We start from the raw sequence: 15,096 nt of genomic DNA, 5'->3' as shown, positions 1-15,096 counted from the left end.
GTATTCGTAACTGTATATCGTCGTATTTGAATAGAAAATTTTGTTACGCGCCTACTGTGTGATTGTTTCTGATTACTACTACTCCGTCAAACACGTCAATCAACACCGGCTTGGACTTGTCGATATCTCCTGCAAGTATCTTTTTACTCAGCAGGTTGATGATCTCTTTCTGTATCAACCTTTTCAGTGGTCTTGCCCCGAACTGCGGGTCATAACCCTGAATGGCCAGATAGTCGAGCGCGTAATCAGAGAATTCCAATATCATGCCATTTTGCGCTACAAGGTCCTTTAACTGTTGTAACTGAATGTTAATTATTCCCTTAATTTCTTCACGCAGCAGTGGCTGGAACATAATCACCTCATCCACACGGTTCAGGAACTCAGGTCGGATAGTCTGTTTCAGTAGGTTCATCACCTCTGCTTTGGTAGCATCCACTATATCCTCACGATTGCTCTCGTCAATCCTTTCGAAATTTTCCTGAATAATCTGGCTACCCATATTACTGGTCATGATGATAATGGTGTTTTTAAAGTTCACCACACGACCTTTATTATCTGTCAGACGACCATCGTCCAATACCTGTAACAGAATGTTAAAAGTATCCGGGTGCGCCTTTTCTATCTCATCCAGCAGCACGACAGAGTAAGGTTTGCGCCTTACGGCTTCTGTCAGCTGTCCGCCTTCATCATATCCTACATATCCCGGAGGCGCACCTACCAGACGGCTTACTGCGTGTTTCTCCTGATATTCACTCATATCGATACGCGTCATCATGGAATCATCATCGAAGAGATACTCCGCAAGGGCTTTGGCCAGTTCGGTTTTACCAACACCGGTAGTACCAAGGAAGATAAACGAACCTATCGGACGTTTAGGATCCTGTAATCCTGCCCTGCTTCTGCGGATCGCATCAGATACTGCGATAATCGCTTCTTCCTGACCCACCACACGTTTGTGCAGTTCATCTTCCAGATTGAGCAGTTTGTCTCTTTCACTTTGCAGCATTCTTGATACCGGAATACCTGTTGCTTTGGCAACGTTTTCTGCTATATCTTCTGCATCTACCTCTTCTTTCAGCAGACGTTTATGGTCTGTTGACATTTCATTTAACTCCGCAGTATATCTTGCGACCAGCTCTTCCTGCTCTTTCACCTTACCATAACGGATCTCAGCTACACGGCCATATTCCCCGTTACGTTCTGCCTGTTCTGCTTCCAGCTTCAGATTTTCAATATCGCCTTTGGCAGCCTGCAATTTGTCTACAATCTCTTTTTCTTCCTGCCATTTCGCTTTAAAAGTGCTGCGTTGTTCTCCCAGACGGGCAATTTCGCTATTCAGCTCACGCAGTTTGTCTTCGTCATTCTCACGTTTGATCGCTTCTCTTTCGATTTCCAGCTGTCTGATACGACGTTCCAGTTCATCCAGTTCTTCCGGCATGGAATTCATTTCCAGTCGGAGTTTAGCCGCACTTTCATCGATCAGGTCAATTGCCTTATCCGGCAGGAAACGATCAGTAATGTAACGGTGTGATAATTCTACCGCTGCAATGATCGCTTCGTCTTTTATCAGCACGTGGTGATGACTTTCGTAACGCTCTTTCAGACCACGAAGGATCGAGATCGCATCTTCTACGTTTGGCTCATCTACCATTACTTTCTGGAAACGGCGTTCCAGAGCTTTATCTTTCTCAAAATATTTCTGGTATTCTGTCAGTGTGGTGGCACCGATCGCACGCAGTTCCCCACGTGCCAGAGCTGGTTTCAGGATGTTGGCAGCGTCCATTGCGCCTTCCATGGCGCCAGCACCTACAAGGGTATGGATCTCGTCTATGAAGAGTACCAGTTCCCCGTTACTTTCTGTCACCTCTTTGATCACTGATTTCAGTCTTTCTTCGAATTCCCCTCTGTATTTGGCACCTGCCATCAGTGCACCCATGTCAAGCGCATAGATGATCTTTGAACGCAGGTTTTCCGGTACGTCTCCGTTGATAATACGGTGCGCCAGTCCTTCCACAATAGCCGTCTTACCTACCCCCGGTTCTCCGACCAGAATAGGGTTATTTTTTGAACGGCGGGAAAGGATATGTAAGGTCCTGCGGATCTCCTCATCACGACCAATGACAGGGTCCAGTTTACCGGCACGAGCCAGCTCATTCAGGTTCTTGGCATACTTCTGCAGGGAATTATATTGGGTATCAGCCGTTTGGGAATTGACTGTACTACCCTTGCGCAGGTCTTTGATAGCAGCCTTCAGGCCTTTATCTGTCAAACCTGCATCTTTCAGCAATTTGGCAGTGTCATCACTGCCACCCAGTATACCTAGTAACAGATGTTCTACACTGACAAATTCGTCTTTAAACTCCTTGATGCTTGCGCCAGCTCGCAGCATGGCATTATTAGCATCACGGCTCAATACCTGCCCGGCTTCGCCACCGGCAATACGGGGGTATTTCTTTATTTGATCTTCCAGTCTGGAAGACAGGAAGTTGACATTTATATTATTCTTCTTAAGTAAATAGTCGATAGCACTGTCCTGGTCTTCCAGCAGGGCCTTCAGCAAGTGCCCTGTCTCAATGGCCTGTTGTTGTCCATTGAAGGCCAGTTGCTGCGCTTGTTGCAGTATCTCCTGCGATTTAATAGTGAAGTTGTTCAGATTCATATACAGTTTTGTTTTCTCCTTTTTCGTCTTTCTAAACGACGTATAAAGAACAACAAAACCTGATCCAAGGTTAACAGTTGGGGCATTTTGTCAGAAATACCGGTACCGGACTGCTGTTTTTACAGCTTTTCCGGTACCGGACTGCAATTATTTCACTTTTTAACAAGAACAATCCTGCTCCTGTCTGCTTTATACATACTATTATAGAACTTAGCCAGCTCGCCATAGGAACTGGCGGGGTAAGTACCTCCTTTGTGGTCTATAGAACGGGTATAGGTGATCACATTGCCTGCAATCGTCACTTTTGAGGAATAGACGCCAAAAGGGCTTTGTAATGCCGTTGCGGGTGGAATTGCTTCGGGTGTATACCCCTCCGGAATTGTGATCGTAACCGTATCAATATCACGATAAGAATGGCTCAGATAGATATCTGCTATGCGCACGGAATCAACAGACAGTCTTCTGGAAGTCTTGTTCATCAGATTAGGCTCGATGAACATACGTTTACCCGTGATCGTAGCATAGTTACGGGCAGTGATTTCGATCTGCTCGTCAATATACGGTAACACTGATTTCGTTTCTTTCCAATCGTAGCTTTTGACCTCATAACTAGGGAAAAAGCCGACCTGTTTGAGTCCTTCCATCAGTTTTTCTTTTGTAAGACTGTTCAACGCACCATGCAGGCCATCCGTCTGCAAAGCACTGTATCGGCTATTAACCTTTACTGTCATTTCGCCGGATTCTTCCACTTTAGCCACAACGTTCCGGATCTGTACATTCTGTTCCATAGAATAAGCGGGTGTACGTACCAGTTGACCACCTTTTTCATCTATGATCAACACCGCCCTGTTACCCGTAAATTCTCCCATGTACCCCATTGCAACAGTGCTGTTAGTACATTCCAGCCACGTAGTATCTTTTTCACCGGGCGCACATACAATCATATGATTGAAACGTTGTGACGGAAAGTCCGCCAGCGTTACATCACTTCTGTCTTCACCCGCATACACCAGCACGCACGAAGCTTTGACACCAGCTTCCTTCAGCATTGCGCACATATAGTTCGACAGTGCTTTACAGTCGCCATACCCCTTGGATGCCACATAGGTGGCGTCGAACGTCTGCCAGCCACCAATACCTAATTGTACGCTGATATAACGGGTATGTTGTTGCAGGTATTCATAGAGCTTCGTAATCTTTTGTTCGCGGGTCAGGCCGTCGGTCAACTGATGTACGGTCTGTTTCATATTATCCGGCAATACATCTCTTCCCTGATTGAGCACATACGTAAATTTCCCAAACTCCTCCCATGTATTCATTGTTCCTTTGTATTGCGCCATCTCGAACGAAGCCGGCGCCAGTAACACGGCTGTGGCACGGGTATCCCAGTGTGGAGAGAGCGGTTCATCAGGAACTGCGGGAAGATTTTTCACCTCCCATGTATAAGAACGATCCGATCCGTCATTCCCCTGTACCGGTTCTCCTTTATAATTCAACGTTTTATAACGCAGTACATAATCCTTTGGCGTGATTACAGTCAGCTTACTCTGTTCCACGGCCTTGGATTCCTCACTCTGTGGCTGCCACTCCGGAAGATAAAATGAGTGATTGTATCTGATCTCCACTTCATACTCCACCGTGTGCGGATACAGGTTATGGAAGAAGAGGTGATGTTTAATACGATCGTCACTCATCAGATCAGCACCGGCGCCACTCAGGTCCTGTATATCGCTCTGTTTGAGCTTTTTGACCGGCAGTCCGAGGGCATCATAAAGCGTACCTTTGACAGAACGGATTTCCTTCAGCTTGTCATAGCTATCGACAAACCGCGCGAATTTTTCGCCTTCCGCATCCAGTATGGTAACCACATAGTGTTTGGTCACGCGCACATCTCCCGGGTCATTGATCTTCACCGTTATTTCTTCCTTGCGCGTTACTGCGTGTGCGTGCTTCTTCAGGGAATCGGGTATCAGCATCGCCGGATAGATCGGGTCGCCGGCAAAAGCCGGACCTATGGACAGTAATACGCATACACAGTAACAAACTGCATATGCGTACTTTTTGGTTAAAAACGAAAACATCGATTAACTTTTTCTTTTCAGTACAATTTGTTCTGATTGTTTCTTTACAATCATGTCATAAAATCTGCGTAGTTCGGTATATTCATCCGGCGCAAATACCGCTCTGCTCAACTTGATTCTGGAACGGAACTGGATAGCGGTTTCATTTGCCTGAATCAGATACTGGAAAAAACCGTCTGATTCATTCAGTTTCACCACAGAAGATTTTGGCAGTTCTTCCACTGTATAGCCTTCCGGTATCGTCAGATTCAGAGTATAGGTTTCGTCTATTACATATGACATTTCCACCGGATAGAAACGCGTTTCAGACAGGAAAGGATTCTTCAGGGTCGCTTCTTTAAACAGCGGATTGATATACAACATTCCTGCTTCATCCGGCTTTATTTCAAAGTCGTATTTCACCTTTATAGGCACTTCATTATCATTCAGATCTTCCACTTCCACACCACTGATAACTGTCTCTGCACCGAAGTCCTTTTCATGCCCTTTGAAATAGTTATCCTTGCCTTTATCTTTTATGCCGGCACGCATAGAGCAGGATTCAAAATAAGTAGGTACCTGCTGATAACTACCCTTCAGTGAACCGCCTTCGCCACCCATGACCATTACATAAGTGGTTTTCTGCTCCAGCAGATCATCCGGATTCAGATATACCGGCGCAGGCGTAGTACCTTCCAGTAAGAGACGGGCATGTCCATTATAGCAGGATGAGCTCAGGCGACCGAATCCAAGATACGGCAGGGAGGCATCGAGAAAATAGGAAAGCGTGTCTACTGTCAATGTGGCGACTGTATAGTTAAAGCGTGCTGCCAGCGGATACATTTCGTTGGTCACACCATGATCGCGGGTGCTGAGAATCAGTGGATCCGCTTTCAATTTGGCACGACGCAGCATAGCGATCAGCAACAGGTTAATATCTGTTTCATTGCCATTATGGGAAGTAAACACCGTTTTCAATGGCTTACTCAGATACAGACCATCATGATCTGTACAGGTAAAGTTCATGCGTACGTAATTGTAAATACGGCGCGCTTTGGCGGTATCTTCCTTCAAACCTGCCACAAGACCATCAACCACATCGCCGAGGTATGCATTATTCTTACTCAGGTCAACCCCGAAATCTTCATGTTTATACAATTCCTCTGAGAACTTTTCCCAGCTGGATATCATCGGCTTTACAGGAGAGTTGGGAAACTTCAATGCCGCAATCTGAAACTCGATACGGGTAGTATGATTGGAGAGAGATGTTGTATAACTCTCTTCTCTTACTGCCGGCACATTTTCGGCCCACCATACGTTTTTAACCGTATTGGCCGACAGACTGTAATGCTCGGCTGCAGCAGTCGGACTGGACTCATAGGTAAGATTAAACGTTTTCCTGTCAATGTCTGCTTTGTGTTTCAGCAGACCGTTAACGTCCTGTTTCAGGAAAACGAAATCATAGAACTCAGGAATCTCCACCCTGTACTCACTCAGTAACACCGGATATTCATCCTGAAAATTCCAACCTCTTAGTTGGTACTGCCATGGCGAACTGACTGAATAGGAATACTCGACAATAGTACCTTCTTTGACATCAGGAATGGTAAACTTTTTAATGTTCACCGTTTTACTGGCTTTGTCGTTGAAGATACTCTTGCTGTCCATTTTGGTTTCGACAACCTTGCCGTCTACCAGATTATAGGCAACGGCCTTTACATTCTGTAATTTTTCCTCTGCTGAACCGACATGATAGAGGCCAACTCTGATAGTGGCTTCGTCGTAGGCATTCTTATCAATGATTCTGATACGCCTGTACTGTCTGAAAACCAGATTAAGATCGTCTCTGTCTACTTCGTATTCAGACGATCCGACATCTGCAATGACTACAGCATGGGCTGATGTATCCTTCTCGAACGATGTGGGTTTAAAATCTTCCGGTGTGATCTTTCCGAATTTAACTTTCGATTGTGAGAATGCTGTACAAGAGATAAGGCAACCTACTATAAGGTGCAGGGGGAATACAATAGATCTGCTACACATATAAGGATATAAGGATTATTTGAGGTTGAAGGTATGGAAAATTGATATTCCAACACTTGCTATAGCATACTTTTATTTTTCCGTAACTTGCAGCCGCTCATGGATCTCAGGGGAAAATATACGGACTTTATAAAAAAGCATGCTGCCGACCTCGGTTTCGATCATTGTGGCATTGCACAGGCAATGCAGCTGGATGATGATGCCCGCCGGCTGGAAAAATGGCTGCATAAGGGCATGCACGGCTCCATGCACTATATGGAAAACAACTTCGACAAAAGAGTGGATCCCCGGAAGCTTGTCGATAATGCGAAATCCGTCATCACCCTGCTCCTGAACTACTACCCGCAGGAGCAACAGCGTACTGACGCGCCCAAGATCTCCAAATACGCCTACGGTCATGACTATCATGAAGTTATAAAAGCAAAGCTGAACACCCTGCTGGCCAGAATGCAGGAGGAGTTTGGCGCCGTAAGCGGACGAGGTTTTGTAGATTCTGCCCCCGTACTCGAGAGAAGCTGGGCGCAACGCAGTGGCTTAGGCTGGCTGGGTAAAAACGGTAACCTGATCCATAAACAGGCAGGCTCCTTTTTCTTTATAGCCACACTCATTACCGATCTGGAACTATTATATGATGGTCCTGTAGGTGATTTCTGCGGATCCTGCACCCGCTGTCTGGATGCATGTCCTACCGGCGCACTTGTCGAACCGGGCGTGGTAGACGGCAGCCGTTGTATCTCCTATTTTACCATCGAATTGAAAGAATTGCTGATCCCGGACAACATGCAGGGACAGTTTGATAACTGGATGTTTGGCTGCGACGCCTGTCAGGACGTCTGTCCATGGAATCGTTTTTCCAAACCTAATAAAACAGCCGAATTCACTCCCATCCCGGAGATCCTTAACCTCTCCACCAAAGACTGGGAGGAACTGACCGAAGAAGAATTCCGGAGAATATTCCGCCGCTCTCCCATGAAGCGATCGAAATATGCGGGCATCCGCAGAAATTTGCGTTTCATTAACGGTTGAGCCATTTGCATTGCTATTCCTTTTTTGTACATTGTTGGACGCTATGCCAATTATACCATCATCTGTCTTGCTAAAGGGAGTATTTTAAAAAAGGGTTATTTATGGAAGTTAACGTACTGACTGCACCAGGTTTACATGGTTCAGGGCCATTACATTGGCAAACGATCTGGGAACACAATCCCGGCTACAAACGTATTGATCAGCAGAATTGGGACACGCCGGAAATGACAGAGTGGATACAGACAATCGAAGAAGCGGTTGCTGCCGCCGGTCCGGACGTTGTCATTGCCGCCCATAGTCTGGGCTGCATCGCACTCGCCCATTGGGCACAACACACAAAACTCAGTATCAAAGGAGCCTTACTTGTCGCTCCCGCGGATGCAGAAAGACCCGGATTCCCGGAAGAAGCACACGGCTTCGCTCCCATTCCTATGTCTGCATTACCCTTCAAAAGCATTGTGGTATCCAGCACCAATGATCAGTATGCCACACTGGAACGCTCCCGCTCTTTTGCCAACGCATGGGGAAGCCGTTTCGTCAATGCCGGCGAAAAAGGCCACATCAACGCCGACTCTAACCTCGGAGACTGGCCAATCGGACAAACACTTCTAACGGAACTGGTAAGAAACTGGCAAACGCTGTAAAAAATCAGGAATTAAGCATTTGTAGACAATTGGGGAGATAGTGCCTGCATGAACTATCAAGACAAATGAGTAAGCGAAAACTACAAATTTGTACAATTAAGGGAGATAGTGTGCCTATGAACTATCAAAGCAAATGAGTAAACAAAAACTACAAATTTGTACAATTAAGGGGATAGTGTGTCTATGAACTATCAAAGCAAGTGAGTAAGCAAAAACTACGCATTTAAAACTACAAGATCGATTACAGCTCATTAATTACGACCCAATCTTACTAAAACAGCTGTCTCTATTAGCGGAGGGGTTGAGATGGAGACAAAGGGCCTTAGCCCTTTGAGAGCCTGACCGCCCAACAAAATCCCCATCAACGATCCCACCGCCTGACCCGCCCCCCAACGCCCAATAGCACACCTCGAAAAAGGGCGTCAGCCCGCCGTCCCATCTCAACCCGCAGCAAGCCGACTTCCAGAGAAAAAAGCGGTTAAAGCAAACCCACAGCCAACCAACTTCCAGTGCAAGAAGCGGTTAAAACAAACCCGCAGCAAACCTGACTTCCAGAGCAAAAAGCAATCAAAACCGACTTAAAAATAAAAAGCCGGTCCGTACGAAACGGACCGGCGATTGATATTCCACGTCATCATTGGCTTATTCAGCCTATCGATCTATAATTACTTAAAACCTTTCATCAGATAAAACGCATCATTCCACCGCAACTCGTTCCGGAACTGATACAAGTCCGTCTGCTTGCCAATCTTCACATACTCAATCCCCGCCATGTCCGCAAAATCCTGCATATGCGCAGCGCCCAGATTCTGGCTATAACATGTATGATGCGCACCACCCGCCTGTATCCACGCCGCACAACCCGTACGCATATCCGGATACGGCTTCCACAACACCCTCGCCACTGGCAGCTTCGGCAATTCATGCAATGGCGCAACGGCCTCCACTTCATTCACCAACAATCTGAACCGATTCCCCATATCAATCACAGAAGCGTTAATCGCCGGTCCGCCGGCAACATTAAACACCAGTCTCACCGGATCCGCTTTACCACCAATACCCAAAGGATGGATCTCGCAGGACGCCTTATCAGCCGCAATAGAAGAACAGATTTCCAACATATGCGCACCTAATACCAATCTGTTATCCGGATCAAAATGATAAGTATAGTCTTCCATGAAAGAGTTACCTCCCGGCAGACCGCTTCCCATTACTTTCATCGCCCGCACCAATGCAGCCGTCTTCCAGTCGCCTTCTCCGCCAAAACCATAGCCATCTGCCATCAGACGTTGTACAGCGATCCCCGGCAGCTGTTCCATGCCATGCAGGTCTTCGAAGGTGTCTGTAAATCCTTTGAATTTACCTTCTTCCAGAAAAGCACGCAGTCCGAGTTCAATACGTGCTGCTTCTAGCAGGGAGGCATGCTGGGCGCCGTTCTTTTGTAAGCCGGCGGCCAGTGTATAGGTATCCTGATATTCCTGTACCAGTTTACCGATAGCTGCATCGCTGATGGCTTTGATATATTTTACGACATCGCCGATACCATAGCCATTAACGGAGTAGCCGAACTGCAGTTCTGCTTCCACTTTATCGCCTTCGGTAACAGCTACTTGTCTCATATTATCGCCTATACGGGCAAAGCGGGCGCCCTGCCAGTCAAACCAACCAGCTGCGGCGCGCAACCATACACCGATTTCTGCTACTACATCCGGGTCCTGCCAATGACCTGCCACCACTTTACGGTCCATACGCATCCTTGACATCATGAAACCAAACTCGCGGTCACCATGCGCAGATTGATTCAGATTCATGAAGTCCATATCAATCTCTCCCCACGGAATGTCACGGTTAAACTGGGTATGCAGATGCAACAGTGGACGTTGTAATATTTTCAGTCCGCCAATCCACATTTTAGCAGGAGAAAAGGTATGCATCCATGCAATCACCCCGATACAATCAGGTGCGGTATTCGCTTCCTGACAAATGCGATAGATCTCATCAGGTGTCTTTACGACTGGTTTAAAGACGATGCGTACTGGTATATTGGCGTCATTGCTCAGTGACTGCGCAATCTTTTCAGCATGCGCTGCTACCTGCTTTAATGTTTCTTCTCCGTAAAGATGCTGACTGCCTGTGATGAACCAGGCTTCAAATTGCTTCAACTGTATCATGCTGTTGGAATTTATAGGTGATGACCTGCGCTATTGTCCGTAATAGGCATCGGGCCCGTGTTTGCGTTCAAAATGTTTTTTAATCAGTGCCTCTTTCAACTTCGGACATTCCGGACGGATGCTTTCCGTCAGAAAAGCCATACGTGCTACTTCTTCGAGCACTGCTGCATTGTAGACAGCTTTATCAGCTGTTTTGCCCCACGTGAAAGGTGCATGATTACCCACCAGCAGCATCTCTACATCCTTATGGGAAAGACCTCTTTCCTGTAGGCATTGCATGATCTGAAAACCGGTCTGGTATTCATAATTACCTTTAATCATTTCATCACTCATAGGCGCTGCACAAGGCACGTCTGCCGTGAGATGATCTGCATGTGTGGTACCGTATACGGGAATGTCACGCTGTGCCTGTGCCCAGGCAGTTGCGTAAGTGGAATGTGTATGTACGATGCCGCCGATATCTTCCCAGTGTTTGTATAATACTGCGTGGGTTTTGGTATCTGAGGACGGACGACCGTTCCCTTCAACGGTGTTACCGTCAAAGTCAACGATCACCATCTGATCCGGTGACAACTGCACATAAGGCACGCCACTGGGTTTTATGGCAAATACGCCGGCGGCACGGTCTGCTACACTTACATTTCCGAAAGTAAAGAGTACCAGTCCAAGTGCAGGCAATTGCATATTGGCTTCGTAAGCCTGCTCTTTTATGCTTTGATATTGCTTGCTCATACGTATAATTTTTCGGTGATAGCGCCCAGTTCCTGAAATTTGCGATAACGGGCAGCGTAATAAGCAACATTCTCTGCGCGCGGCTGCCAGGTGGTTTCAAATCCTGACGTCATTGCCTGCTGTGCCTGATCAATGTCTGCATATACACCCGCTGCTACAGCGGCAAACATAGCAGCACCCAGTGCACATGCATTCTCGCTGTTCACAATGCGGATCGGACGGTTCATCACGTCTGCGAGTACCTGCATGGCATACCCTGATTTCTTGGCCACGCCACCCAGTGCAATTACTTCATTGATCGCAATACCTTCTTTCTGGAAACGCTCTGCGATACTTTGTGCGCCGAAAGCAGTTGCTTCTACCAGTGCTTTGAACACCTGTACAGCGTCTATACCAAGGTGTAAACCTGTAATGGTGCTTTTCAGCGTATGATTAGCGTCCGGGGTACGACGACCATTAAACCAGTCGAGTGCCAGCGGATCGTTGTCCTTCAGCGGCAATTGCTGCGCCTGTGCGGAGAGATAGCCCAGTAACTTCCCTTCTGCTTCGGCCAGTTTATCTTTCTCATCAGGTAAGAGCGCGTACATCGGTCCCATAATCAGTTTGCGCAGCCACGCAAATACGTCACCGTAGGCAGATTGTCCCGCTTCCAGTCCGAGCATACCCGGTATTACCGAACCATCTACCTGTCCGCAGATACCTTTCACAAACAGATGCCCTGCCTCCTCCATAGGAGCCACGAGAATATCGCAGGTGCTGGTACCGATTACTTTACAGAGGGAGTAGGACTGAATACCGCCGCCTACAGCGCCCATATGGGCGTCAAATGCGCCGGTACCGATGACTACATCTTCCGGCAGACCAAGTTTTGCAGCCCATGCGGCACTGATAGTACCGGCAGGAACGGTCGCTTCAACGGTATCGGTATATGTCTGATCGTATTTTGTGAGTGCCGGACTCAATTTTTCGAGGAATGTACGGGGAGGTAATCCACCCCATGAGGCGTGCCACATGGCTTTATGACCGGCTGCACAACGACTGCGTAACAAGGTGCTGAGGCTTTTATTTCCTGTGAGTACAGCCGGGATCCAGTCGCAATGCTCTACCCATGAAGCAGCCTTTTCACGCACGGCATCATCTGCTGTAATAACATGCAATATCTTGGCCCAATACCATTCACTGCTGTAGATACCGCCACTGTACTGCGTATAGTCCATTCCATTGCTATGTGCGATTTCGTTGATCAGGGCGGCCTCTTTATTAGCTGTATGATCTTTCCAGAGTACGAACATGGCATTGGGATTCTCTTCAAATCCGGGTACTAAAGCCAGCGGCGTACCGGTTTCATCTACCGGACCCGGCGTAGAACCGGTAGTATCCACAGCGATCCCTTTTACAAGGGCAGCCGTGCCCGGAGGACATTGCTGTAATGCCTCACGGATACTATGTTCAAGCCCTTCAAGATAATCCAGCGGATGCTGCCTGTATTGCTGGGTTGCCGGATCACAGTACAATCCTTTCTGCCAGCGGGGGTAATAGTGCACGGCACTGCCGGCTTCCTGTCCGGTCTGTGTATTTACAACGAGAGAGCGCACCGAATCGGTACCAAAATCGACACCTATTACAAAAGAATTTTCCATAACGTACAATTCTGACCTGCCTCCCGCCAATAGCAGGAAACAGCAGCTTAATTTAAAGATGAAATAATCGTTCGTATCTACTTTATTGTCAAAACGACAATTATAAAAAAGGCAAAAAAACGCTGATATGATTATCACTGTGCAAACAGTGACCATCATATCAGTGATGGCCTATTTCAAATTTCCCGGATCGGAAACAAAATTGAGGAAGGCGTGGAATTTGGCGCTGTACTTTCTTTTATCCAGCTTATAATAGAATGCTCCCCTTTTGGAAGTAGCCCTCTCTTTTTCTTTTTGCTTAACAAGCAAGCCGGTAGATAATACCTTCCTGCTGAAATTACGCTTGTCAAAGCCGGCATCATATACTGCTTCAAACAGTATCTGTAACTGCGGAATCGTGAATCTGGTAGGTAGCAGCTCGAACAACAACGGGTGGATGGCCGCTTTGTAACGTAATCTGGCCTGAGCCTCTTCAACCATATCGGCGTGATCAAAGATCAGTTTAGGGGCGTCCTTGAGCGGAAACCACTCTGCCTTATACTCATCGGTGATCTGCTGTTTGTATTGATTGATGTCGATCAGGGCGAAATAAGCTACTGAAAGCGTCCTTTCCATCGGGTCCCTGCCGGGATGACCGAAAGAGCCAAGCTGCTCCATGTATACGCCGTCCAGCCCTGTCAGCTTGGTCAGCGTACGGGCCGCTGCCTGCTCGAGATCTTCATCAGGCTGAACGAAACCTCCCATCAGGCTCCACTTCCCTTTTTCCGGCTCAAAGCCGCGTTTGATCAGCAAAAGCTTGAGATCCTGTCCGTCAAAACCGAAAATAATACAGTCTACAGCTACCAGCATCCGGGTTTGCCGGGAATAACGTGTCATACTTTGCAGGAATTTAATTCCGCTAATATAAAACAGAGTGTTGATATTGCCAGCATTTAAAACTGCAGACGGCTTATTTCTCCACAATATAAAAATATAAATGTCATTTTTACAATTAATTTTTACTAAAGAGTAGAATAGCCTGCAATACAGCAGGATCAGGTGAGATGTAAACAGCCGTTTATGCGCACTGAACACGCCTTTGAACAGCTGCTGGTCCTCCATGATATTTCCGGCAAACATCGGAGATATATCTGCTGACGATCGTCGTATTGAACCGCAAACGCCGTTAGCAGGATCAGTAAAACGGCGTCCTCACATTTACTATCTTTTCTGATAGAGAGCAGCCATCAATGAAAATGGCCCTGATAATCATCAGGACCATTTGAATATTTTAAGCCCGCCACAAGCGGATACTGATAGACAATTACTATTACCTGAACAGACCACCGGTGCTAAGTGTCGTATAATCAGGTACAAAAGTGAGTATATTGTCAAAGCCTATGAACTCTTCCGCAGTATGCATCGTCGTCAGCACAACTGCCTTCATACCAGCATTCGCAGCTGCTTCCACTCCTTTTGGCGCGTCTTCAAATACGATACAGTTCGCAGGATCCACACCCAGTTCCTCCGCCGCCTTCAGGAAAACCTCCGGATTCGGTTTGCTGGTCGCCACATCATTCGCCGTAATGATACTTTTGAAATAATGACGGATCTGCAGATTATCCAGCGCAAAGTCTACGTTAAATGGAATAGCCGCCGTACCTATCCCCATCAGGATACCCGCTTTCTCAGCCGCATCCAGAAACACATCCAGTCCCGGAATCAGGCGCAGATGCGGCAGATATGCTTTTTGATACTTCCGCTCCTTTTCCATAGATAATTCGTCCATTTCAGCCTCCGTAAAACGGTCCTTCCCGAAAATACGGATCAGTAACTCCTGATTCTTACCATACATCTCCTTCTTCACCGCCTCCCGGGTCATACCAGCCCCCAGGTCATCATTCAGAATATTAAACCAGCCCTCTAAATGATATGCCATATCATCGATCATAGTGCCGTTCATGTCGAAAATAAATGCCTTTTTCATATGCCTGTTTTACGATTTGCAGGCCCAAAGCTAGTAAATTAAGGGAAGAGTCGATAACGGCTTCTCCCTGCCACGCATTTTCCACATCTGCCACTGCAAAAAGTGGAAAACCTTTGAGGCTGTGAACTTTTTCCGCCGCCGGATTATGATTAAAT

The 15,096-nt window shown here is 47.0% G+C and carries 10 protein-coding genes; 2 read left to right on the top strand and 8 right to left on the bottom strand.

What is annotated here, in order from left to right; genetic code table 11:
- Positions 1–43: 43 nt before the first annotated feature.
- From clpB to FEF09_RS15530, 3 genes are all read right to left on the bottom strand, one after another.
- Positions 44–2,659, bottom strand: a complete 2,616-nt coding sequence (gene clpB, locus FEF09_RS15540; protein WP_146305969.1) for an ATP-dependent chaperone ClpB — start codon at positions 2,657–2,659, stop codon at positions 44–46.
- A 152-nt stretch (positions 2,660–2,811) separates the two neighbouring features.
- On the bottom strand, positions 2,812–4,740 hold the full coding sequence (locus tag FEF09_RS15535; RefSeq protein ID WP_146305968.1) for a DUF3857 domain-containing transglutaminase family protein: 1,929 nt from the start codon (positions 4,738–4,740) through the stop codon (positions 2,812–2,814).
- Positions 4,741–4,743: 3 nt separating this feature from the next.
- Positions 4,744–6,762, bottom strand: a complete 2,019-nt coding sequence (locus FEF09_RS15530) for a DUF3858 domain-containing protein (RefSeq protein WP_146305967.1) — start codon at positions 6,760–6,762, stop codon at positions 4,744–4,746.
- A 99-nt stretch (positions 6,763–6,861) separates the two neighbouring features.
- Between FEF09_RS15530 and queG the strand changes: the two genes are divergently transcribed.
- The gene (gene queG / locus FEF09_RS15525; RefSeq protein WP_146305966.1) at positions 6,862–7,788 is read left to right on the top strand and encodes a tRNA epoxyqueuosine(34) reductase QueG; all 927 of its coding nucleotides are present in this window, start codon (positions 6,862–6,864) and stop codon (positions 7,786–7,788) included.
- 101 nt (positions 7,789–7,889) lie between these two features.
- On the top strand, positions 7,890–8,432 hold the full coding sequence (locus tag FEF09_RS15520) for an RBBP9/YdeN family alpha/beta hydrolase (protein WP_146305965.1): 543 nt from the start codon (positions 7,890–7,892) through the stop codon (positions 8,430–8,432).
- A gap of 665 nt (positions 8,433–9,097) precedes the next feature.
- Here FEF09_RS15520 and araA read toward each other — a convergent pair.
- The 5 genes from araA to FEF09_RS15495 all read right to left on the bottom strand — a co-directional run bounded on the left by araA (position 9,098) and on the right by FEF09_RS15495 (position 14,941).
- Entirely contained in the window at positions 9,098–10,603 is a 1,506-nt protein-coding gene (gene araA, locus FEF09_RS15515) for an L-arabinose isomerase (protein ID WP_146305964.1), read from the bottom strand.
- A 30-nt stretch (positions 10,604–10,633) separates the two neighbouring features.
- On the bottom strand, positions 10,634–11,335 hold the full coding sequence (locus tag FEF09_RS15510) for an L-ribulose-5-phosphate 4-epimerase (RefSeq protein WP_146305963.1): 702 nt from the start codon (positions 11,333–11,335) through the stop codon (positions 10,634–10,636).
- Complete coding sequence (locus tag FEF09_RS15505; protein ID WP_146305962.1) at positions 11,332–12,975, bottom strand: ribulokinase; 1,644 nt, start codon at positions 12,973–12,975, stop codon at positions 11,332–11,334. The genes FEF09_RS15510 and FEF09_RS15505 overlap by 4 nt, the downstream gene beginning before the upstream one ends.
- Positions 12,976–13,146: 171 nt before the next feature.
- Positions 13,147–13,851 (bottom strand): NUDIX hydrolase, encoded by a 705-nt coding sequence (locus FEF09_RS15500; protein WP_012791627.1) that lies wholly within the window; start codon positions 13,849–13,851, stop codon positions 13,147–13,149.
- Positions 13,852–14,284: 433 nt separating this feature from the next.
- The gene (locus tag FEF09_RS15495; RefSeq protein WP_146305961.1) at positions 14,285–14,941 is read right to left on the bottom strand and encodes an HAD family hydrolase; all 657 of its coding nucleotides are present in this window, start codon (positions 14,939–14,941) and stop codon (positions 14,285–14,287) included.
- Positions 14,942–15,096 lie beyond the last annotated feature (155 nt).

Source organism: Chitinophaga pinensis, assembly GCF_007896845.1.
Classification (GTDB): Bacteria; Bacteroidota; Bacteroidia; order Chitinophagales; family Chitinophagaceae; genus Chitinophaga; species Chitinophaga pinensis_C.
The sequence above is the reverse complement of the archived record's forward strand: the minus strand, read 5'-3'. Positions and strand labels throughout refer to the sequence as shown.

Excerpts from the sequence above, each read along its gene's own strand:
- FEF09_RS15500 (WP_012791627.1), bottom strand. The coding sequence starts at position 13,851 with ATGACACGTTATTCCCGGCAAACCCGGATGCTGGTAGCTGTAGACTGT.
- FEF09_RS15520 (WP_146305965.1), top strand. The coding sequence starts at position 7,890 with ATGGAAGTTAACGTACTGACTGCACCAGGTTTACATGGTTCAGGGCCA.
- FEF09_RS15495 (WP_146305961.1), bottom strand. The coding sequence starts at position 14,941 with ATGAAAAAGGCATTTATTTTCGACATGAACGGCACTATGATCGATGAT.
- FEF09_RS15535 (WP_146305968.1), bottom strand. The coding sequence starts at position 4,740 with ATGTTTTCGTTTTTAACCAAAAAGTACGCATATGCAGTTTGTTACTGT.
- queG (WP_146305966.1), top strand. The coding sequence starts at position 6,862 with ATGGATCTCAGGGGAAAATATACGGACTTTATAAAAAAGCATGCTGCC.
- FEF09_RS15530 (WP_146305967.1), bottom strand. The coding sequence starts at position 6,762 with ATGTGTAGCAGATCTATTGTATTCCCCCTGCACCTTATAGTAGGTTGC.
- FEF09_RS15510 (WP_146305963.1), bottom strand. The coding sequence starts at position 11,335 with ATGAGCAAGCAATATCAAAGCATAAAAGAGCAGGCTTACGAAGCCAAT.
- FEF09_RS15505 (WP_146305962.1), bottom strand. The coding sequence starts at position 12,975 with ATGGAAAATTCTTTTGTAATAGGTGTCGATTTTGGTACCGATTCGGTG.
- clpB (WP_146305969.1), bottom strand. The coding sequence starts at position 2,659 with ATGAATCTGAACAACTTCACTATTAAATCGCAGGAGATACTGCAACAA.
- araA (WP_146305964.1), bottom strand. The coding sequence starts at position 10,603 with ATGATACAGTTGAAGCAATTTGAAGCCTGGTTCATCACAGGCAGTCAG.